Genomic DNA, 18576 nt, shown 5'->3' on the forward strand with positions numbered 1-18576 from the left:
TCGATGATCAGTCGAGAACTTTGGCCTGCAAAGAGGCAAAAGTCGAGATACAAGGAGCGGCCTCGTGCCGCGATGGGTCGCGCAGCGGCCCCGGGGATATTTGCTACGAAGCTGACATCCTGGGGCTGCTGCGCAGCCCATCGCGGCCGGTCCGGCGCCCCGGCGAGACCGCTCCTACAAGGGGTAACCTGCCGCAGTGGCAGGCCGCCGAGTGCTTCACTGCGGATCGACCACCACCGTACAGGTAGTCCCCGCTGCCAGGAAGAAGCCTTCGGGCACCTGGTCGATATGGATGCGCACCGGCACCCGCTGGGCCAGGCGCACCCAGTTGAAGGTGGGGTTCACATCGGCAATCAGCTCGCGGCTCTGCGGGTTGTCGCGGTCGTAGATGCCCCGGGCGATGCTCTCCACATGGCCCTGCAAGCGTTCCCCGCTCATCATCTGCAGTTCGGCAGGGTCGCCTACCTTCACATGGGGCAACTTGGTTTCTTCAAAAAACCCGTACACCCAGAATGACGCCTCATCGACCACCGCCATCACCGCCTCGCCGGTGCGTGCGTAATCGCCCTTGTGAACGTTCAGGTTGGTCACATAGCCATCGACCGTGGCCACGATCCGGGTGCGTTTGAGGTTCAATTCGGCGGCCGCCTGGGCCGCCTTGGCCTGCTGGTAGTCGGCCAGAGCAGCGCTGGCAATGTTGCTGGCATCGTCGCGGTTTTCCTTGGAGATCACCAGGTTGTCCAGGTCGGCACGGCGCCTGGCATTGACCCGGCGCATCTCCCAGGTGGCCTTGCGGGCGGCGACCAGGGCCTTGGCCTGTTCGACCGCCAAGCGGTAGTGTTCCGGGTCGATCTGGATCAACAGGTCGCCCTTGCTGACCCGCTGGTTGTCCTTGACCGGCACATCGACCACGTAGCCAGGCACATCGGCCGCCACGTTGATGATGTCGGCGCGTACCCGGCCATCCCGGGTCCAGGGGGTGGTCATGTAATGCAGCCACAGCTGACGACCGATCACCACGGCGGCCGTCAGGACCAGCAACGTGGCGACAAGGCTGAAGAACTTTTTCATCGAAGGATTCTCACCAGTAGAGCGACAGCGCCAGGGCGCCGAACAGGCAGACGAACAGGCTCAGGCGCAGCAGCGCCGGGTGCCAGAAGAAACGGTAGCCATCAACGCTGGCAATGAACCGGTCAAGCCCCCAGGCCAGGCCTAGCGCAAACAGGAACATCAGGGTCAGGGTGGGCATGTACACGCCGTGGAAGGCGATTTCACGAGGCATGGGGCAACCCTTTGGGTGGCGCAAGCGGTGAGTGGGGGTCGAGCAAGGACGAGCGGATGAAGTGCAGGTAGCTCTGCACACGGCGTAGCACTGACGTGTCGAAGTGCCGCGCAAACGGCTCGTCGGTGGCCTGGACCCGGGAAATGGCATGGTCCACCGCCACCAGGGCACGCTCATGATTCCCGACGCTGGGCTGCAGGAACAGGCGCGCCAGGGCACGGCCCATGACCCGGATAGCCTGGCGCCACGGCTGGGACTCGGCATAGGCCGGGTGCACGGGGGCCCGCGCCTGCTCCTTGCGCAGCTCGATCACCGCATGGCCGATTTCCAGCACGCTGAACATCCAGCCCATCAACTGGCTTTGCACCTGGGGCTTGCCGGCCGCCAGGCCATAGGCCTGGTGCAGCAAGTCGCGCGTGCGGCTTTCGAAAGCCGTGCCGATGCCGCGCAGGCGCCCGCTGATGGCAAACAGCACTTGTTCACGCAGGGCCTGCTCCAGCCGGCTCCACAACCAGCGGCTATTGGGTGGCAGGATGATCGCCCCGGCAGCCGCGCACACGAACATGCCGACGACCATGGCGATGTAGTCGTTGATGAAGCTGTACGGGTCATACACCGTCAGGTTGTTGGGCACCGAGCCAATGGCGAAAAACACCAGCAGGCCAATGCCGTAGCCCGAGTAGGCCGGGCGCGACGAGAGAAACGCACCCAGCACGAACACCGGCGCCAGGACCATGCACAGCAAAGGGAAGCCGTCGATCCAGGGAAACACGAAGAAGGTTTCGAAGAAACCGACCACCGCGCCTATCGCCGTGCCGCAGGCCATCTGGAACGACAGCCGCTTGGGGTTGGGCGAGGCCGCTGACAGCCCGGCGGTGACCGTGGCGATCAAGGTCATCATGGCGCCGCTTGGCCAGTCGCTGATCAGCCAGTAGCTGCCCAGCAGCAACAGCACCGCCGCCGAGCGCAGCCCGGCTGCCAGGCATACCAAGGTACTGGTCTGTGCCACGTAGGGTTCGTCCCACTGCTCCCGCGCGTGGTTGTGCACGGCCAGGGAGGCGTGGGTTTCGGCGTAGCTGTACATCTCGTCCACGAAGCGGTAGAGCAACTCGAACGCCGTGTGAAAATCCAGCAGGTCGGCTTCGCCGGGCGCGGTGGCCAGGTAGTCGGCGCGCAAGCTGCGGACCTGGGCCTGCAACCCTTCGCGGTAGGCACCGAGCTCGAGGGTCAGGCGCAAGGCGTCGGCGTCGGTCAGCGCGCGCCCCACATAGGGTTCGAGCAGGGCGACGAGGGTGTGCAGGCCAGGCTCGATGGCGCTGACGATCTGCACGGGCCCGCGTGCGCGAAGCCGCTCGATCAGGCGGTGCAGGGCATTGAAGCGTGTGGTGATGGCCATGAATTCGCTGTTCATGCGCACCAGCCGGCCACTGCGCCGACGCATGTGCGGGTCCTCGAAGGCAGTGACGTTGCGCAGGCTTTCCAGCCCCACCGCCTCGGCCACGAAGCGCACATTGCTGCTTTCGAAGCGCTCACGCTGGCTGTCGCCGCGCAAGGCTTCGACGACTACGGCCGCGAACGCGCCGAAGCGCTGGTACAGGGCGTTGCGCATGGCGGCACTGGCCGACTGCGGCAGGATGGCGGCGCTGACGAAGGTGGACACCAGGATGCCCAGGGCAATCTCCAGCACTCGCCAGACCGCGGCCATGAATGCCTGGTCGGGGTGCTGCAACACCGGCAGGCCGATCATCGCCGCGGTGTAGCCGGCCAGCACGAAGCCATACGCCTGGAAGGTGCGGTAGCGCATGGCGCCTGCCGAGCACAGGCCCACCCAGACGGCCAGGCTGGGCAGAAACAGTTCGGTGTTCTGCGGGAAGACGGCCATCAATGCGACCATCATCACAGAGCCGGCCAGGGTGCCCAGCACCCGGTAGAAGCTCTTGGCGAACACATGCCCGCTTTGCGGCTGCATGACGATGAACACCGTGATCATGGCGGTGCGCGGCTGCGGCAACTCCAGGCGCATGGCCAGCCACAAGGTGATGAAGGCTGCAGCCAGCACCTTGAAGATGTACACCCAGGTGACCCCATCGGTCCGCACCCAGGCATGGAAACCGCGCCGCCATTGCAGGCTCTGCAACCAGCGCAGAGGTAAACCCCATGTGCTCATGGGCGTGCTCTCGGCTTGGCGTTGAGGATGGCGAGGGTTGCCGGCGTGGCTGGCGGCGCCTGGCGCTCCTGGTCCGGTACATCCGAGCCGGCTTGCAGACCGCCGCCCAGCGCCGTCACCAGGGCGGCGTGGGCGATCAGGCGCGCGGCCTGCACCTGCTGCTGAACCTGTTGCTGACGAAACAGCAGCGTTTGCGCGTTGAGCACGTTCAGGTAGTCGGTAAGGCCCCGCTGGTAGGCGACCATGGCGATGTCGTAGGTTTTCTGCGCGGCGGCGACCGACTCGGCCGCAAAGTGCGCCTGCGCCTGCATCGACTCGCGACGCACCAACTGATCGGAGATGTCCTTGAGCGCGCCGATCACCGTCTGGTTGTAGCGCGCTACGGCCACATCATAGTCGGCGGCGGCGGCCCCCAGTTGCGCGCGCAGACGCCCGCCATCGAAGATCGGCAGGGTGACGGCCGGGCCGACGGTGTAGTTGAACTTGCGCCCGGTGAGAAACGCCAGCGGGCCGCCGCCGGTGGCGACGAAACCCAGGCTGCCGACCAGGTCCACGTTGGGGAAGAAGCCGGCGTGGGCCATGTCGATCCCACGCGCCTGGGCAGCGACCTGCCAGCGGCTGGCGACCACATCGGGGCGCTGGCCGACCAGTTCGGCGGGTAGCCTGGAGGGCAGCGTCAGCGGTGTGGCAAGGGTCAGGCTGGGGCGCTGCAGCTGCGCGCCCTCCCCTGGCCCCTTGCCCGCCAGGGCGGCCAGCTGATGGATGGCCAGGACGATAGCCTCGTCCAGGCTGTCGAGCTGGCGATGGGTTTCCGGCAGCGGCGCCTGGGCCTGGCTGACCTCCAGATGGGTGCCGATGCCCGCGTCCAGGCGACGCTGGGCCAGGTCCAGGATCTGCTCTTGCTGCGCCAGTTGAGCCTTGATGATGTCGCGCCGGGCGTAATGCAGGCTCAGCTCGATGTACACGCTCACTACCGTGTGCTGCAGCTCCAACTGTGCCTGCCTGGCCTCTGCTACCTGTCGATGGGCCTGGTCCACGGCCTGCTCGCTGGCATTGCGCTCGCGCCCCCAGAGATCCAGGGCGTAGCTCAAGCCAAGGGTTGCGTTGTTATCCCAGGTGGTGGCACCGGACAAGTCGCCAGGGCCATAGAAGGGGTCGTCAGGCCAGTTGTGCCGGTTGAGCGTCGCCTGACCGTTGCCTTGCAGGTGTTCGGCCGACTCGGCAAGGCCAGCCAGGGCACGCGCTTGACGCACCCGTGCTGCGGCGATGGCAAGGCTAGGGTTGGCGGCCAGCGCCAGTGCTATCCAGTGATCGAGCTGGGGGTCGCGGTAGGCGCGCCACCATTGCTGGTCCGGCCAGTGTGCATCGGTGGCGGCCTGTTCGATGGCTGCACTGGGGCTCAGGGTGTTGGCTTGCAGCGTTTGGGTCTGCGGGGCAATGCCCCAGGTTCCGATACAGCCGCTCAAGGTGAGGGCAAGGGCACAGGCACTGAACGCTTGAAGCGTTCCGATGATGCAACGCGGCACAGCTGCGATATCCCGAGGAAGAGGTGGAGGGGCTGGGCAATTCTAGGGGGCGGCCACACTGGCGATAAGCGCTGATTCCTGCGAATCTTTGTTACTGAAACGGCGATAATCAGCCTTTGGTCGAAGGCAACTTTTCATCCTGGTTGCGCGACTTCGTGACACAATTTTGTCCTCTACATCGAGAGTGACCCATGGACACCCTGCAAAACATGCGTGCCTTCAGTTGCGTGGCCCAGCTCGGCAGCTTCACGGCCGCAGCGGGCCAGTTGGATACCACCACCGCGAACGTGTCGCGGGCCGTCTCCAACCTGGAAGCTCATCTGCAAACACGCCTGCTCAACCGCACCACCCGCCGCATCGCGCTGACCGAAGCCGGCAAGCGCTACCTGATGCGCTGCGAACAGATTCTGACCTACGTCGAAGAAGCCGAGGCCGAGGCCAGCGACGCCCATGCCCGCCCTGCCGGGCAGTTGAAGGTGCACTCGATGACCGGGGTGGGCCAGCATTTCGTGGTCGATGCCATCGCCCGCTACCGCGAATCGCACCCGGACGTGACCTTCGACCTGACCATGGCCAACCGTGTACCCGACCTGCTCGACGAAGGCTACGACGTGTCCATCGTGCTGGCCACCGAGCTGCCGGATTCAGGCTTCGTGTCGCAACGGCTGGGCATCACCTACAGCATCGTCTGCGCGTCGCCGGCCTATATCGCCCGTCATGGCGTGCCGCACAAACCGGCCGATCTGCTCAAGCATGCCTGCCTGCGCATGGTCAGCCCGGTGATACCGCTTGAAAAATGGCTGTTCGACGGCCCCGAAGGCCAGGAAATGGTCAACATCACCAGCTCGCCGTTCATGGTCAACACGGCCGATGCGATGCGCACAGCCATTCGCAGTGGCATGGGGGTGGGGGTATTGCCGATCTATTCGGCCATCGAAGGCTTGCGTAACGGCACCCTGGTGCGAATTTTGCCGCAATACCGGCTGCAGGAACTGAACCTGTATGCCATCTACCCGTCGCGCCAGTACCTGGACGCGAAGATCAAGACGTGGGTGGAGTACCTGCGTAACTCGCTGCCGGAAATCCTCGCGGCCCATGAAGCCGACTTGAAGGCGCACTGAGCCACCACCGGGCCAAGGGTTGCAGCCTGCTGCGCACAACCTGTAGCTTCAGGCTTTTGCCTTCAGGTGAACGATGAAAAAGACCGTCCTTGCCTTCAGCCGGATCACCCCGGCCATGGCCGAGCGCTTGCAGCACGATTTCACCGTGATCATGCCCGATCCCAAACGCGGTGACGTCAACGCGCAGTTCAACGAAGCCCTGCCGCATGCCCACGGCCTGATTGGCGTGGGCCGCAAGCTAGGGCGTGCCCAGCTCGAAGGGGCCGGCAGGCTCGAAGTGGTGTCCAGCGTGTCGGTGGGCTACGACAACTACGATCTGGACTACTTCAACGAGCGCGGCATCGCCCTGACCAATACGCCGGACGTGCTCACTGAAAGTACGGCTGACCTGGGCTTTTCGTTGATCATGGGCTGCGCCAGGCGGACCGCGGAGCTCGACGCCTGGACCAAGGCCGGCCATTGGCAGGCCAGCGTGGGGCCTGCGCTTTTCGGCAGTGACGTGCATGGCAAGACCCTGGGCATCGTCGGCATGGGCAACATCGGCGCGGCCATCGCCCGGCGGGGTCGCCTTGGCTTCAACATGCCGGTCATCTACAGCGGCAACAGCCGCAAGACGGCCCTGGAGCAGGAACTGGGTGCGCAGATGCGCAGCCTTGAGCAACTGCTGGGCGAAGCTGATTTCGTCTGCATCGTGGTGCCGCTGTCCGATGCCACGCGCCAGTTGATCGGCGCCCGCGAGTTGAAGCTGATGAAACCCTCGGCGTTTTTGATCAACATCGCCCGCGGGCCAGTGGTGGACGAGGCGGCACTGATCCAGGCCCTGCAGGACGGCACGATCCGTGGTGCCGGCCTGGACGTGTATGAAAAGGAACCCCTGGCCGACTCCCCGCTGTTCAGCCTGCCAAATGCCCTGACCCTGCCCCACATTGGTTCGGCCACCGCCGAGACGCGCGAGGCCATGGCCAACCGCGCCATCGACAACCTGCGCGCGGCGCTGCTGGGCGAGCGGCCCAGGGACCTGGTCAATCCTCAGGTGTGGAAAGGCTGAGCACGGGCGTAGCTGACACGGGCCGCAATCAATGCGGCCCTGTTTCATGGACAGGCCTAGGCAGGCCGAGGCACCTCGGGGCTGCGCGCAGCCTTGGGTTTGCGAAACACCAGCACATTGCCCGCCATCACCGCTACCAGGCCAAGCAAGGCGGTGGGCGTCCATTGATAGCCTTCGACGGCCGCCGACACGTTCAGGGCCACCAGCGGGAAAAGCACCGTGCAGTAGGCCGCACGCTCCGGCCCCATGCGCCCGACCAAGGTCAGGTATGCGGTGAACGCGATCACCGAGCCCGGCACCGCCAGGTACAGCAGTGAGCCCACGTAGCGTGCGCTCCACTCCATCTCGAACGGAATCCCACCCACCAGGCAGGCAATTGCCAGCATGCCTGCTCCATAAGCCATGCCCCAGGCATTGGTGGTCATGGGCTTGAGCCCGGCCGCCTGCTGAACACTCGAAAGCATGTTGCCTGCCGAAAAACACAAGGTGCCAAGCAGCGCCAGACCAAGGCCGTACAGGGTTTGGCGGCTGGCTGCATGGTGCGACAGCTCCGGCCAGAACAGCAGGCCCAGGCCCAGTAACCCCAAGGCTCCACCCCCTAGTACATGCGGTGCCACCTGCCGGCCAAAAAACAGCCGGGCATTGATCGCGTTCCACAAGGTGGCGGTGGAGAACACCACGGCAATGAGGCCGCTGGCGATCCATTGGCTGGCGCTGAGAAAGCAGATGAAGTTGATGCAGAACAAGCATAACCCCTGGGCCAGGCAGATCTGGTGGCCGCGCCGACCCATGGGCTGCAGGCGCCGGGTGAGCAACAGCGCGGCAAACAGGATCAGTGCTGCCAAGGCAAAGCGATAGACGATGGATACGGGGATGGCGACCCCACCCAGCTGGAATTTCAGGGCAATCCAGGTCGTACCCCAGATCAGCACGGTGAGCAGGTAGAGCGACAGGTTCATGGTGTGTTTCCTTTGGACCTTCCACGGGTGTCCCGGCCAAGGCAGGCATGCCTGGGGTAACGGGCACCGCCAGTATTTCGCTCGGTAGCCCTGCCCTGCTTGCATAAACTTGCGCTTTTGCGCATCAGGGCGCTGTCACCTGCCCTTGGCCGCAGTAGCATGTGCAACAGAGGTAGGCCCCGATGACGCCATTCACGCAGCTGCAAGTGTTCAATGTCATGCATGCATCCCCTAACGCCCGGCTGGAGCTCAGCGCGCACCTGGGCGATGGGCTGGCGGCTGCGCTGTGGCGCAACCGCGACGATGCCCGCGACTACCAGGCACCCAGCCACCACACCCTGTCCTGCTACCTGGCTGACGGTACCGGCACCTTTCGGCGCCAACGCCCGGCCGACAAGGGTGCCCCGGACAAGCTGTGCGTATTGCCGGCCGAGCACGAATCGAACTGGGTGATCAACGGGGCTATCCGCATGGCCCACCTGTATGTGAGCCCGGCGCAGTTTGCGCTGGGGTGCGTACGCCTGCTCGACCGGGAGCCGCGAGCGCTGCAACTGCAGGAGGCGACCTTCATGGACGACCCCAGGCAGGCCCTGCGCTTTCGCCAGTTGTCAGGCCTTGACTGGAACGAGCCGGCCGAACGTTTGCTGGCCAGCAGCCTGGCCCACGAGATCGTCGACCATGCCTTGCTCTGCCAAGTGGGCCTGCGCCAGGGGCTGCGCCTGAAGGGCGGGCTGGCGCCCAGCCAGCGCCGGCAGTTGATCGACTACATCGAAGCACACCTGGAGCATGCCCTTACCCTGGGCGAGCTGGCCGTGCGCTGCAACCTGTCCGAGTACCATTTCGCACGCATGTTTCGCGTGAGCTTCGGCTTGCCTCCCCATCAATACCTGCTGGCCCGGCGCCTGCACCGGGCGTGCCTGCTGCTGCGGCTGGGCCATGCGCCCTTGGGCGAGGTGGCCCTGGCCTGCGGTTTCGCCAGTGCCAGCCATTTCAGCAATCGCTTCCGCCAGGTGCTGGCGGCCACGCCTGGGGAGTATCGCCAGGCCCTGGGCCGCAGGGCTGGTCGCTAGAATTCGAAGGTGCCCGATACGCTCACCTGCCGCGCATCGCCCACCGCCACGAAGTACTGGTTGACCGACGAGCTGTAGTACACCTTGTCGAACAGGTTCTTGACGTTCAGTTGCAGGCGAACGGTGTGCGCGTCCAGCTGGGTCTCGTAGCTGGCGAAGGCGTCGGCCACCGTGTAGGACGGCAGCTCGAAGGTGTTGGTGGCATTGCCGGTACGCTCGCCCACATAACGCGCCCCGGCACCGGCGCGCAGGCTGTCGCCACCGAACAGGGTGCCGAAATCGTAGACGGCGGACAACGAAGCGCCGTGCCGCGCCACGTTCTGCAGGCGATTGCCCTTGAGGGCCGGGTCCTGGGTGACCTTGGCATCGGTGAAGGCGTAGCTGCCGATCAGGCTCCAGCGCTCGCTCAACTGGCCGGTCAGGTCCAGCTCGACGCCCCGGGAGTTCACTTCACCGGCATTGCTGTAGACCGTCTCGCGGGTGCTCGAATCGAAGTTGGACACCAGAACGTTGCGCTTGGTGATGTCGAACAAGGCCAGGGTGCCGGTGATGCGCCCTGGTACGTCGAGCTTGGCCCCAAGCTCCCACGACTTGCCCTCTTCCGGGGCGATGGCGCCGTCGAGCACCACGTTGCCGGCCAGTGGTGCAATGGTCGAGTTGGGCTTGAACGATTCGCTGTAGCTGCCGTAGAACGAGAGCTGTTCATCGACCTTGTACACCACCCCCGCATGGGGGACCCAGGTTTGCCCACTGATGTCGGTGTTGGCCTTGAATGGGCGTCCTCGACCGGCGTACTGGTCATATTGCTGGAAGCGCCCACCGGCCACCAGGATCCAGTGATCGTCCAGGTGCAGCGCATCCTGCATGAACAAGGCGTCGGTGCGCAGCTCGTCGGTCTGGTCACTGTCGGAGGCGCGCACTGTGCTGCCCTCCACTTCACGCCCATACACAGGGTTCAGGTAGCTGAAGGGGGTGCGCGGCGTCTGGCGGATCAGGTCGGCGCGGTACACCTTACGGTCTTCATGGTCCAGGCCCACCAGCAGATCATGCTGCAGGCCTGCCAACTGGACTGTGCCGGCCAGGCTCGCCGTGACGAACTGGTCTCGGCTCATGGCACCGCGCGTGCCATCGATGCTGCGCGTCAGTGTGCCGGTGCGCGGGTTGACCCCGGTCACGCGGACCTGGCTGGCGTCATAGGTTTCCCGGTTGAAGCTGTAGCCCAGGTGCAGCTTCCAGTCGTCGGCAAGCTGATGGTCCAGTTGCAGGCTGTAGAGGTCGGAGCGGCCCTGCATGTCGTTGAACGGCTCATCCAGGCGCCGAGTGGCCGGGATGTTAAGCGGATGGCCGTCGTTGCCGAAGGCCGTGCCGCGGTCGAACGGGTAAAGAAATTCACGGTGCTCGTAGGCCACCACTACTTGGGTATCCTCGCCCAGCCAGGCCAGCGAGGGGGCCAGCAGTGTCTCGCGGCGCACGCCGTAGTTGCGCCAGTAGTCTTCGTCCGTGTGGTCGGCAATCAGGCGGTAGGCCAAGTTGCTGTCGCCCAGCGCACCGGTGCTGTCGAACCCACCACCGCTGCCGTTCTTGCCATCGCCGTAGGTCGAGCCGCGTGCAGTCAGTGCGTTGTAGGCCTGCAGCTGGGGCCGCTTGCTGACCACGTTGATCACCCCGCCTGGATCCTGGATGCCGTACAACAGCGAAGCCGGCCCCTTGAGCACCTCGACCCGCTCGGTGCTGGCGCTGAGGCTGCGGCCCTGCACCAACGGCATGCCATCGCGCATGATCGAACCGTCGCGGTTGTCGCCAAAGCCCCGCTTCATGACGGTGTCGGAGGTACCGCCGAAATTGTTGCCTTGGGTAATGCCGCTGACGTTGGCCAGGGCATCGTCCAGGTTGCGCGGCGCCTGGTCGCGCAGTACTTGGGCGGGCACCACGTTGATCGCCTGGGGGATGTCCTGGGTGGGGCCCTGGCCGCGCATGATCGAGGTGGTGGTCGGCGGCTGATAGCTCAAGCTGTCGAGCTGCGAAGTCACGGTGGTGGCCTGCAGGTTCAAGGCACCGGCGGTGTCCAGCGCCTGCAAGGTGAAGGTATGGGCATCGACCCGTTGCCAGGTCAGCCCGGCATTACCCAACAAGCGCTTCAACGCCTGCTCGGCGCTCAAGGCCCCGTGCAGCGCAGGCGCTTGTACGGCAGGTAGCGTCAGGGTATGGACCACGCTCTGCCCGGTGACGCGGCTGAAGGCGGCAAGGGCCTGAAGCAGTGGCTGGGCAGGTTGGTCGAAGGTATAAGCTTGCGCGCGTTGCGCCGCACTCGCCGCCTGGGTGTAGATGAACGGCGGGAGTACTGCAAGACCGAGCCAAAGGGGAACGCAACGCAAGGTAGACTTCATGGACGCTGACCTGAGAGAGGGTATTGAGTGCGAATGAATCGCACTTTCACGCACTACACGGTTATGGAGTGCTGTTACCTCACCTGCGGTAGGAAGTTTTTTTGGAGGGCATGAAATAGGGTGGTTAACGACCAGCAATCAACGGATGACCGTGAACCGTCCAAGCACTGTCTGACGCGAAAAGCCGAGCACTGCGCCCAGTGAGTCCAGCGCCTGCAAGGGTTCGGCAATGGGGAAGCTGCCACTGACTTCACGCCGCCCCAAAGCCTCGTTCAGCAGCACGATGTGGCCGGGGTAATAGCGACCCAGTTCCTCAACCACCTGGGCCAGGGGCGCCTGGGAATAGGTCAGCCAACCCTCGCGCCATGCCAGGTGCTGCGCGCTGTCGACCGACAACGTGTGGCTGACCTGCCCCGCGCCGTAGCTCACCTGCTGGTTGGCGATCAACTCACGTGCCATGGCCCCCTTGGACGGGCTGACCGCTACGCGACCGGCGCGGACGGTGACCTGGGTGGCGGCGCCCTGCTCGCGCACTTCGAACTCGGTGCCCAGCACTCGCACCTGCCCCTGCGCGGCCTGCACCACAAAGGGCTCGCCGGTGTGGGTGACCTTGAAGAACGCAGCGCCGTGCAGCAATCGCACGCGGCGCTGGCCTTTGTCGAATTGCACGGCAATCGCACTGTGGGCGTCCAGCGTGACCGCCGAGTGGTCTGGCAAGGTCACTTCGCGCCGGTCGGCCGACGTGCTGTAGTCGGCGCGCAGGTCCAGCAGCCAATGACCGGGCTGCCACCCACCGAGCATGCCGATGGCCATGATCAGGCAAGCGGCCATGGCCAACGCCCCTGCACGCCAACGTCCGGGGCGCCTGGCAGCGGGCGGGCTCATCCGGTCGAGGTAATGTTGCAGGGCCAGCCGGTCTTCATCGGCCAGGGTCGCCGCAGCGGGGGCGCTGTGGTTCCACAGCGCCTGCGCCTGCTCGTACGCAACCGGATGCCGCGGGTCGGCCAGCAGCCAACGCCTGAACGCCGCACTGCGGGCTTGCTCGGGCTGCCCGTTGATGCGTACGAGCCACTGTAGGGCGGCATCGGACTGCGCTTGGGTGACAACAGGTAACGTGGTGGTCACGGCGTGCCCCGTGGTCGTCGTGGAATGGGCGCGGCCTGGGCGACACTTGCCTTGCACGCTTGCAGGGCACGCATCATATGTTTTTCCACAGCGCTTTGGGACAGTTGCATGGCGCGTGCTATTTCGCTGTACGTGCAGCCGTGGACACGGTTGAGCAGAAAGATTTGCCGGGTACGCTCGGGCAACGCACGCAGGGCGTTTTCGATGCGTTGCAGATCGTCGTCCACTTCCAGGGTCTGCTCCAGCGTCTGGCTCACAAGGTGTGCGCTGCCCTGTGAAGCATCGGCGAAAGCACGCTGGCGGCTGCTTTCGCTGCGCAGGTGATCGATCGCCAGGTTGCCGGCGCAGCGCATCAAGTAGGTGTCCAGGGCTTCGACCTTCACCTGCGCACGCCCCCAGAAGCGCAGGAACAGCTCCTGGACCAAGTCGGAGGCGGTGGCTCGGCAACCTACCCGGCGGCTGACCAGGGCCTCCATGCGCGCGCGCTGGGCCATGAAGACTTGGATAAAGCGGGCACGAGCGCTCGCTTCACCCTCTGAGCCGTCGTTCTGCCTCGTGGGGCTCATGGCGTCACCCGGCTAACAGGACCAACAACGGCCCCAGCAATGCACTGACAGCGGCCAGGCCGACCAGCAAGCGAGGCAGGTACGCCAGCCCGAACACCCACAAGGTCACACCTGCCATCGCAACGGCCGTCCACTCCACAAGACCGTGAGCCCAGCCCCGCGCCTGCACGCCAAGAGCCAATGAAACCAGCAGCATGAGCCAGCCGGTCGCTCGTAACAGCCGCGGTTGTCCTGGACCAGGCGCGCGGCCCAGCAGCGCTTGGAAGTGCTTGGGCATGGCCAGACACAAGGCGGCGAAACCCGCGAAGGCGATCAGGGCGATACCGAGCATCACTGGGCCTGCGCCGTTTCATGGCCAACCTGGCTGGCGCGTGAACGGGAAGGCTTGGCCAAGGCCAGCGCGGGGCGCAGCTTCTTGCTTGCCAGCCAGGCCAGGAACAGGCCGCAGCCCAATGCGGTGAGATCGAACCCAGCCATGCTCCAATCGCCATCGATGATGGCGTGGTTGAGCCCGTGCGCGGTCGTCAGCGCATTGAGCAGTGGCAACAGCGTGAAGGCCAGCGCCCCGAGCGCCAGCTGCTCGCCCCAGGCCCGGCGACCGCTACGCACCATCGCGTGCACCAGCGCCAGGCCCCATGCCATGAAGAACGCATTGACCTCCCAGTCGGCACGGGTTTCAAGCGCCGCCGGCAGCAGCCGGTTAGCCCAGAAAAAGCTGGCCACTGCCAACAGCAGCCCGCTCATGCTGACGATATTGAGTACCTCTACCAGACGCAGCTCACGCGGAACGCGCGGGGCCTTGGCATGCTTGAGCTGGCGCTTGTCCAACCACATCACCAGGCCGGTCCCGATCACGGCAGTGCCTGCCAGCCCGAAGCAGAAATACAGCCACCGCAGCCAAGGGCCGGCAAAATTGCCCATGTGCAACCCGGCGAAACTGAATGCCGTCAGCATGGCGCCACTTTCGGGCTTGCCTTGTTCGAGCAGCGCGCCTGTGGCGCCGTCGAAGGTCCAGTTGGCACTGCGCCGATAGGCAACGTGGTCGGCGGCAGACTGGGTGAAGGTGACCCGTGCGTTGCTGTCGCCCGGGTTCTCAACCCGAATGTTGCCCACCCGCGCCCCCGGTTGCAGCGCCTGGACCTGGGCATAGAGCGCCGGCAGTGGGGCAAGCGGCGCGGCGACCTGGGCTGCCTTGGGCGCCTCCCCTGCCCCAAACAAATCATTGAAGTACTTCGAGGTGTCATCACCGTAATGCGCCATCAGCCCTGCGGGCATGACCAGGTACATGAACAGCACCAGGCTGCTGTAGCTGATCATCAGGTGAAACGGCAGCACCAGCACGCCGATGGCGTTGTGGCCGTCCAGCCAGGAGCGCTGGCCTTTGCCAGGGCGAAAGGTGAAGAACTCCTTGAACAGTTTCTTGTGGGTGATGATGCCGGTGACCAGGCCGAGCAGCATGATCAGGGCGCAGAATGTCGACAGCCATCGGCCATACGGATAAGGCATCTGCAGCTGGAAGTGGAACCGGTAGAAGAACTCGCCGCCGCGGCTGTCGCGCGCCGTGACGGGCTCGCCCGTCTTGGCATCGAGGGTCTGGGTGACGAAGCCGCGAGGCCCTCCGTTCGCATCCCGGTACCCGACCTTCACCCCTGCTTCACGCTCATTGGGCAGGCGGATGAACCAGCTTTGTGAAGCGGGCGCCTGAGCTTGCAGATAGCGCTGCGCCGCCGCCAGCGCGGCCTGCGGGTTGGGTGCGTAATGGCCTATCTCAGGCTGCATCCAGTGGGTGATTTCTTCCTTGAAATACGACAGGGTGCCGGTGAGGAAGATGGCAAAGAGCAGCCAGCCGAACAGCAGGCCCGTCCAGGTATGCAGCCAGGCCATCGCCTGGCGAAAGCCGTCTTTCATGACAATTTCATCCAATGGACCAGCGCGCCGAGCAGCCCGAGCACCAGGCTCGGTATCAACACGCCCAGCCACGCCCGCCAGGCGTCACGGCAGGCAAAGCAACCGATGAAGGCCAACACGTAGAACACGAACGACAGCATCAGGCCGATCAGCGTGGCGTCGACCGGCGCTATGGGCAGCGACACAGCCACGCAGAAACTGGCCGTAGACGCCAACAGATAACCGCCAAGCAACGCCGCCAGGCTGCGTGAAGCCACGGCCAGGCGATAGCTGGGCGTGAGGCTGGCGGGTTTACGGGTCATGGCCAAGTCCGGAAATGTTGAAGCCAGCAATAATAATGATATGGATTCTCATATGCAAAGCCTGGCCGACAGCATGCTGGGCAAAAGTGAGCAATCGGCTTTGCTACAAGACATTTATTTTCACGAGGGGGTTGAATTCGCTATTGGCTTGCCTGACCTTAGAGTCAAGAGGCGCAGAAATTCCAAGGGTCTCAAGGACCTGGCGTCTCCATGCGAGCAAGCTGAATAAGGATTGAATCATGCAAATCCAGGTCAACAGCAGCAACCATATCGATGGCAATGCCCGGCTCGACGAGTGGGTCCGCAACACGGTGCAAGACACGCTGGAGCGCTACGAGGAAGACCTCACCCGTATCGAGGTGCACCTGCGCGATGAAAACGGCGGCAAACCCGGACCACAGGACAAGCGCTGCCAGATGGAGGCTCGCCCCAAAGGCCATCAGCCGATCTCGGTGACCCACACGGCCAACTCGCTTGACCAGGCGGTGGAAGGCGCGGCCACCAAGCTGACCCATGCGCTGGAGCACCTGTACGGCAAGTTGCGCAGCAAGCGTGGCGTGCTGGAGCTGAGCGATCCGGAGGCTTGATCGCCTGACCGGAACGGGGCCGCGCAGCGGCCCTTGCCTTATCCAACCGCAAGGGCTCAGCCTTGCACCACTGCCGCCGTGCCGCGACCGATAAACGGTTGGAACCCGGTCCCACCCCCACCAGTCAATTTCTGCATCATCACGTTGCAGAAGCGCCATCATGACCAACCCATTCGATCAGATCAGTGCAGCGTTCAGCCCCCAGTACCGGGTCAACCTGAGCATCGAGGCGCTCGACGGGAGCATCATGCTCACCTTGTCTGACGAGGCGGGCATCGCCGCCAAACGCTTGATCAGCCAGGCGCAACGCAATGACCCCGCTCGCTTGCAACGGGTCATCGACAGCATCCGCCTGGGCCTGGCGATAGATCGCAGCCAGAACCCCATGCAAGTGCTCGCCGCCCTTACGCGCCCCAGTGGTAGTCAAGCACGCAACGTCGTGGCCAACTGAGGGTCACTTGCCCTCTTCCACATCCTTGCCGCTGGCGTCCAGCACCTTGGTCGACGGATAGCGATACGACGCGTAGCGCACCACCAGAATGGCGAATGCCAGCAGCAGGATGCCCCCGCACACGTACAGCAGCCCCACATCGGGCGCCTTGTGGTGCGACACGTCGCCAATCAACAGACGGGTGAGCGCCGTGATGGCCACGTACAGCAGAAAGCGGATGGGCATGTGGTTGGTTTTGAAGTAGATGCCCACCATGGCGCCCAACTCCAGGTAGATGAACAGCAGCAGGATGTCATCCACGCTGATCCCACCTTTGCCGAGCATGTCCAGAAACGTCACCACAGCGGCATAGGCCGTTATCGCACCGATGCCGAACAAGGCCAGGTAGTGAAAGCCTTCGACGCACAGGTTGCCCAGCGAATCGGCTGAGCCGTGCAGGCCTTTGCGCAGTTTTTCTGCCCATTTGATGTTCATGATCGATGACTCCCCGAAGCTCTCTGACAAATGATCCGCTACCTGTATGACGCTTGTGCCATGCAGTTAAAGGGCCAGGCACAGGGGCTTGGAAGGTGGTCGAGTGATGCAGGACACGCACACCCCCTGGGAAATTCAGGGTTGCGCGATTCAGGGAATGCCATTACTGTATATCGATACAGTAAATCGTTAACAGCAAAAAGGCATAGAGGTGATGAATGGCCGTCGAAGTGGTGTATCGCAGCAGCCGCGACCCGGAGCGCTTGTTCATGGATAAGGCCGAAGCAGACCGTCACGACAAGATGCTCGAACTGGCTGAGCGCCTGGCAGAAGTCCTGCACAAGGCTGTGCCATCGTTGAGCGAACAGCAGGTAGAAGAAGCCGGTATCTATATGGCCAAGAACCGCGACGTATTCGCCAGGGCGTTCAAGAGCCAGCCCGACGCGCTGGGTGAACTGCTCGAGGGCGATGCTGCTCAATAGCGATCGCTGGGCCTTTGAGCGACGAGGCCTGGGGCGTTGTATTCAGTCGTACAACAAACGTTCCGCCAGCGCCTGCGCCACACGTGCAGGCGAACGCTTTTCAGCCTGGGCATGACCGAACACTTCGGTCAGGCGGGTGGGTATACGGGCAATATGGGCGGTGATCGCCTCCGCTTTTTCGCCCCTATGGGCCAGCGCTGAGTAGATCAGGGCACCCGCATTGATCACGTAATCAGGTGCATACAGAATCCCCCGCCCTTCCAACTGGTCGGCAACCTGCAACGATGCCAGTTGGTTGTTTGCAGCACCTGCCACTGCCGCGCACCTCAACTGCATCACGCTTTGCCCATTCAATCCCGGGCCTATGCCGCAGGGGGCGAAGATGTCGCACGGTGTACTAGGTAACGCATCGTGGGCAATCGGTTGTGCGTCGAACTGCTCTACCGCAAGTCGCACTCGGCCAGGCTCCAGATCGCTGACCAGCAGGTCTGCACCCGCTGCGTGCAAGTGTTCGGCCAGCGTGTACCCCACGCTCCCCAACCCCTGGATAGCGACACGCAGCCCTTCCAGGTTGTGGCTGCCCAGCCGCGCATGGGCGGTGGCGCGCAGGCCCGCGAATACCCCCATCGCCGCATGTGGGGCAGGGTCACCCAGCGCTGTCGTGCTGACAACATGGGGGGTGCCCTGCGCCAGGCAATCCATGTCCAGTGTCGAGGTGCCGCTGTCCAGGGCGATGAGTAGCCGCCCTTGCAAGCTATCGATACGGCGGCCGAATGCTTCGAACAAGGCAGCGCGGTCGTTCACATGCGGGCTGCGCAGCATGACCGCCATGCCGCCCCCGAAAGGCAGGCCCGCCATTGCCGCCTTGTAGCTCATGCCCTGGGCCAGGGTGACTGCGTCGGTGATCGCACTCTCATGATCGGTGTATGCCAGGTAGCGACAACCGCCCATGGCAGGCCCGAACCGCTCGCTGTGAATGACCACGACGGCCTCAAGGCCTGTCTGCGGATCGTTGAACACATGCAGTGACTGGGTACGGGTGCATTGCATCAGTGCGAACATGGCCTGGCTCCCCATGAGGTGCAGCATCCAGTATAGGCACCTGAAACGGGCGGGCCGGG

General features: G+C 64.1%; 20 protein-coding genes. 7 read left to right on the top strand and 13 right to left on the bottom strand.

Annotated elements, in window-relative coordinates; all coding sequences use genetic code 11:
* Nucleotides 1-216 precede the first annotated feature (216 nt).
* Genes FS767_RS16895 through FS767_RS16910 form a run of 4 tightly spaced genes read right to left on the bottom strand, consistent with a single transcriptional unit; the run spans nt 217 to nt 4975 of the window.
* Nucleotides 217-1071, bottom strand: a complete 855-nt coding sequence (locus FS767_RS16895; protein WP_144966973.1) for an HlyD family secretion protein — start codon at nt 1069-1071, stop codon at nt 217-219.
* 10 nt (nt 1072-1081) lie between these two features.
* Complete coding sequence (locus FS767_RS16900) at nt 1082-1282, bottom strand: DUF1656 domain-containing protein (protein ID WP_023534307.1); 201 nt, start codon at nt 1280-1282, stop codon at nt 1082-1084.
* Nucleotides 1272-3449, bottom strand: coding sequence for an FUSC family protein (locus FS767_RS16905; RefSeq protein ID WP_144966974.1), 2178 nt, complete (start codon nt 3447-3449; stop codon nt 1272-1274). The genes FS767_RS16900 and FS767_RS16905 overlap by 11 nt, the downstream gene beginning before the upstream one ends.
* Nucleotides 3446-4975: an efflux transporter outer membrane subunit gene (locus FS767_RS16910; protein WP_144966975.1), complete on the bottom strand. Its 1530-nt coding sequence runs from the start codon at nt 4973-4975 to the stop codon at nt 3446-3448. The genes FS767_RS16905 and FS767_RS16910 overlap by 4 nt, the downstream gene beginning before the upstream one ends.
* A 191-nt stretch (nt 4976-5166) precedes the next feature.
* On the opposite strand from FS767_RS16910, the gene FS767_RS16915 reads away from it, so the two are divergent.
* Complete coding sequence (locus FS767_RS16915; RefSeq protein WP_058604901.1) at nt 5167-6096, top strand: LysR family transcriptional regulator; 930 nt, start codon at nt 5167-5169, stop codon at nt 6094-6096.
* A gap of 73 nt (nt 6097-6169) precedes the next feature.
* Nucleotides 6170-7144, top strand: coding sequence for a D-glycerate dehydrogenase (locus FS767_RS16920; protein ID WP_144966976.1), 975 nt, complete (start codon nt 6170-6172; stop codon nt 7142-7144).
* A gap of 56 nt (nt 7145-7200) precedes the next feature.
* Here the strand turns inward: FS767_RS16920 and FS767_RS16925 are convergent, their stop codons facing one another.
* A complete protein-coding gene (locus FS767_RS16925) occupies nt 7201-8103 on the bottom strand; it encodes a DMT family transporter (RefSeq protein WP_144966977.1) in 903 nt (300 codons plus the stop codon).
* A 182-nt stretch (nt 8104-8285) separates the two neighbouring features.
* On the opposite strand from FS767_RS16925, the gene FS767_RS16930 reads away from it, so the two are divergent.
* Nucleotides 8286-9173: a helix-turn-helix domain-containing protein gene (locus FS767_RS16930; protein WP_144966978.1), complete on the top strand. Its 888-nt coding sequence runs from the start codon at nt 8286-8288 to the stop codon at nt 9171-9173.
* Here the strand turns inward: FS767_RS16930 and FS767_RS16935 are convergent.
* The 6 genes from FS767_RS16935 to FS767_RS16960 form a co-directional block, all read right to left on the bottom strand.
* Nucleotides 9170-11560, bottom strand: a complete 2391-nt coding sequence (locus tag FS767_RS16935) for a TonB-dependent siderophore receptor (protein WP_144966979.1) — start codon at nt 11558-11560, stop codon at nt 9170-9172. The genes FS767_RS16930 and FS767_RS16935 overlap by 4 nt on opposite strands.
* 138 nt (nt 11561-11698) lie before the next feature.
* Entirely contained in the window at nt 11699-12685 is a 987-nt protein-coding gene (locus FS767_RS16940) for a FecR family protein (RefSeq protein WP_144966980.1), read from the bottom strand.
* Nucleotides 12682-13251, bottom strand: coding sequence for an RNA polymerase sigma factor (locus FS767_RS16945; RefSeq protein ID WP_144966981.1), 570 nt, complete (start codon nt 13249-13251; stop codon nt 12682-12684). Before FS767_RS16945 ends, FS767_RS16940 begins: the two co-directional genes overlap by 4 nt.
* A 4-nt stretch (nt 13252-13255) precedes the next feature.
* Complete coding sequence (locus FS767_RS16950) at nt 13256-13582, bottom strand: DUF3325 domain-containing protein (RefSeq protein ID WP_058604894.1); 327 nt, start codon at nt 13580-13582, stop codon at nt 13256-13258.
* Nucleotides 13582-15159, bottom strand: a complete 1578-nt coding sequence (locus tag FS767_RS16955) for a PepSY domain-containing protein (RefSeq protein ID WP_144966982.1) — start codon at nt 15157-15159, stop codon at nt 13582-13584. The genes FS767_RS16950 and FS767_RS16955 overlap by 1 nt, the downstream gene beginning before the upstream one ends.
* Nucleotides 15156-15461 carry a DUF3649 domain-containing protein gene (locus tag FS767_RS16960; RefSeq protein ID WP_058604892.1) on the bottom strand — a complete coding sequence of 102 codons (306 nt, stop codon included), beginning with the start codon at nt 15459-15461 and terminating at the stop codon, nt 15156-15158. Before FS767_RS16960 ends, FS767_RS16955 begins: the two co-directional genes overlap by 4 nt.
* On the opposite strand from FS767_RS16960, the gene FS767_RS16965 reads away from it, so the two are divergent.
* The 3 genes from FS767_RS16965 (at nt 15460) to FS767_RS16975 (ending at nt 16499) form a co-directional block, all read left to right on the top strand.
* A complete protein-coding gene (locus FS767_RS16965; RefSeq protein WP_144966983.1) occupies nt 15460-15690 on the top strand; it encodes a hypothetical protein in 231 nt (76 codons plus the stop codon). The genes FS767_RS16960 and FS767_RS16965 overlap by 2 nt on opposite strands.
* Before the next feature lie 10 nt (nt 15691-15700).
* Nucleotides 15701-16048 carry an HPF/RaiA family ribosome-associated protein gene (locus tag FS767_RS16970; protein ID WP_058604891.1) on the top strand — a complete coding sequence of 116 codons (348 nt, stop codon included), beginning with the start codon at nt 15701-15703 and terminating at the stop codon, nt 16046-16048.
* A gap of 160 nt (nt 16049-16208) precedes the next feature.
* Complete coding sequence (locus tag FS767_RS16975; RefSeq protein ID WP_144966984.1) at nt 16209-16499, top strand: DUF3509 domain-containing protein; 291 nt, start codon at nt 16209-16211, stop codon at nt 16497-16499.
* A 3-nt stretch (nt 16500-16502) separates the two neighbouring features.
* Here FS767_RS16975 and FS767_RS16980 read toward each other — a convergent pair whose 3' ends face one another.
* Nucleotides 16503-16973 carry a phosphate-starvation-inducible protein PsiE gene (locus FS767_RS16980; RefSeq protein WP_058637197.1) on the bottom strand — a complete coding sequence of 157 codons (471 nt, stop codon included), beginning with the start codon at nt 16971-16973 and terminating at the stop codon, nt 16503-16505.
* A gap of 218 nt (nt 16974-17191) precedes the next feature.
* Here FS767_RS16980 and FS767_RS16985 point away from each other — a divergent pair, with 218 nt between their 5' ends.
* Complete coding sequence (locus tag FS767_RS16985; RefSeq protein ID WP_058604888.1) at nt 17192-17455, top strand: YebG family protein; 264 nt, start codon at nt 17192-17194, stop codon at nt 17453-17455.
* Between the two features lie 42 nt (nt 17456-17497).
* On the opposite strand, the gene FS767_RS16990 is transcribed toward FS767_RS16985, so the two are convergent.
* A complete protein-coding gene (locus tag FS767_RS16990) occupies nt 17498-18517 on the bottom strand; it encodes a Glu/Leu/Phe/Val dehydrogenase dimerization domain-containing protein (protein ID WP_144966985.1) in 1020 nt (339 codons plus the stop codon).
* Nucleotides 18518-18576 lie beyond the last annotated feature (59 nt).

This window comes from Pseudomonas sp. DE0010, from assembly GCF_007680745.1.
Taxonomy (GTDB): Bacteria; Pseudomonadota; Gammaproteobacteria; order Pseudomonadales; family Pseudomonadaceae; genus Aquipseudomonas; species Aquipseudomonas parafulva_B.

Bases quoted from the DNA above. Each gene is read 5' to 3' on its own strand.
- FS767_RS16920 (WP_144966976.1), top strand. From the start codon at position 6,170: ATGAAAAAGACCGTCCTTGCCTTCAGCCGGATCACCCCGGCCATGGCC.
- FS767_RS16965 (WP_144966983.1), top strand. From the start codon at position 15,460: ATGGCCAAGTCCGGAAATGTTGAAGCCAGCAATAATAATGATATGGAT.
- FS767_RS16970 (WP_058604891.1), top strand. From the start codon at position 15,701: ATGCAAATCCAGGTCAACAGCAGCAACCATATCGATGGCAATGCCCGG.
- FS767_RS16935 (WP_144966979.1), bottom strand. From the start codon at position 11,560: ATGAAGTCTACCTTGCGTTGCGTTCCCCTTTGGCTCGGTCTTGCAGTA.
- FS767_RS16905 (WP_144966974.1), bottom strand. From the start codon at position 3,449: ATGAGCACATGGGGTTTACCTCTGCGCTGGTTGCAGAGCCTGCAATGG.
- FS767_RS16960 (WP_058604892.1), bottom strand. From the start codon at position 15,461: ATGACCCGTAAACCCGCCAGCCTCACGCCCAGCTATCGCCTGGCCGTG.
- FS767_RS16930 (WP_144966978.1), top strand. From the start codon at position 8,286: ATGACGCCATTCACGCAGCTGCAAGTGTTCAATGTCATGCATGCATCC.
- FS767_RS16945 (WP_144966981.1), bottom strand. From the start codon at position 13,251: ATGAGCCCCACGAGGCAGAACGACGGCTCAGAGGGTGAAGCGAGCGCT.
- FS767_RS16895 (WP_144966973.1), bottom strand. From the start codon at position 1,071: ATGAAAAAGTTCTTCAGCCTTGTCGCCACGTTGCTGGTCCTGACGGCC.
- FS767_RS16925 (WP_144966977.1), bottom strand. From the start codon at position 8,103: ATGAACCTGTCGCTCTACCTGCTCACCGTGCTGATCTGGGGTACGACC.
- FS767_RS16975 (WP_144966984.1), top strand. From the start codon at position 16,209: ATGACCAACCCATTCGATCAGATCAGTGCAGCGTTCAGCCCCCAGTAC.
- FS767_RS16955 (WP_144966982.1), bottom strand. From the start codon at position 15,159: ATGAAAGACGGCTTTCGCCAGGCGATGGCCTGGCTGCATACCTGGACG.
- FS767_RS16980 (WP_058637197.1), bottom strand. From the start codon at position 16,973: ATGAACATCAAATGGGCAGAAAAACTGCGCAAAGGCCTGCACGGCTCA.
- FS767_RS16950 (WP_058604894.1), bottom strand. From the start codon at position 13,582: ATGCTCGGTATCGCCCTGATCGCCTTCGCGGGTTTCGCCGCCTTGTGT.
- FS767_RS16915 (WP_058604901.1), top strand. From the start codon at position 5,167: ATGGACACCCTGCAAAACATGCGTGCCTTCAGTTGCGTGGCCCAGCTC.
- FS767_RS16985 (WP_058604888.1), top strand. From the start codon at position 17,192: ATGGCCGTCGAAGTGGTGTATCGCAGCAGCCGCGACCCGGAGCGCTTG.
- FS767_RS16900 (WP_023534307.1), bottom strand. From the start codon at position 1,282: ATGCCTCGTGAAATCGCCTTCCACGGCGTGTACATGCCCACCCTGACC.
- FS767_RS16990 (WP_144966985.1), bottom strand. From the start codon at position 18,517: ATGTTCGCACTGATGCAATGCACCCGTACCCAGTCACTGCATGTGTTC.